Source organism: Paraburkholderia sp. Ac-20347 (genome assembly GCF_017104805.1).
GTDB classification, from domain to species: domain Bacteria; phylum Pseudomonadota; class Gammaproteobacteria; order Burkholderiales; family Burkholderiaceae; genus Paraburkholderia; species Paraburkholderia tropica.
Window position 1 is genome coordinate 1 of the sequence record NZ_JAAGPN010000630.1, and the last position, 729, is coordinate 729.

Annotated in this window: 1 protein-coding gene; it reads right to left on the bottom strand. The window is 71.6% G+C overall.

Going from position 1 to position 729, the window contains the following annotated elements; genetic code table 11:
• Positions 1-70: 70 nt before the first annotated feature.
• Positions 71-729, bottom strand: a 659-nt coding sequence (locus tag G3N97_RS39115; protein WP_205998041.1) for a M23 family metallopeptidase, incomplete at its 5' end; no start/stop codon positions are given.

Genomic DNA, 729 nt, shown 5'->3' on the forward strand with positions numbered 1-729 from the left:
GCGCGAACGCACCGGCTGGAGTTCGAACGCACGCCTCGCGTCCGTGCGCACGCGCGCGGAGGGGCGCGCGTCAGCCATTCGCCCGGCCGCCGCGATCCGCGCGATCGGCACGCTCGGCGCTTTCGCCCGCGCCCACGCGATAAGCGCCGAACAGCGCGAGGTAATCGGACGGATTGACCTGCGCGCCGCGCACGATAACTTCGAAGTGCAGATGCGGGCCGGTCGAGCGCCCCGTCGAACCGACGTCGGCGATATGCTCGCCCGGCAGCACGACATCGCCCGCCTTCACTTCGAGTTTCGAGGCGTGGCCGTAGCGCGTGACGAAGCCGTTGCCGTGATCGATCTCCACGGCGTTGCCGTAGCCCGCTTTCTGACCCGCGAAGATCACGCGGCCGCCCGCGGCGGCCAGGATCGGCGTGCCGGTGGGCGCGACGAGATCGATGCCCGGATGGAAGCTGAGCCGCTTCGAGAACGGATCGATGCGATTGCCGAACGGCGAGCCCAGGCGGCCGCCGTCGGTCGGCCTGCGGCCCGGATACGCCTGCAAGGCGACCTCGTGGAGCGCAACCGCGTGTTCGAGCGCGCCCAGCGTCGCGCTCATGCAATCGACCTCGCCGGCCACCGCGTGCGTGTTGGCCCGCCCCTCCGACGACTCCGCACAGCGACGCGGCGCGAGCGCGGGACCGCCCTCGCCGTCTTCGTCATCGTCGCCGGAATGCGCGTGAGCGG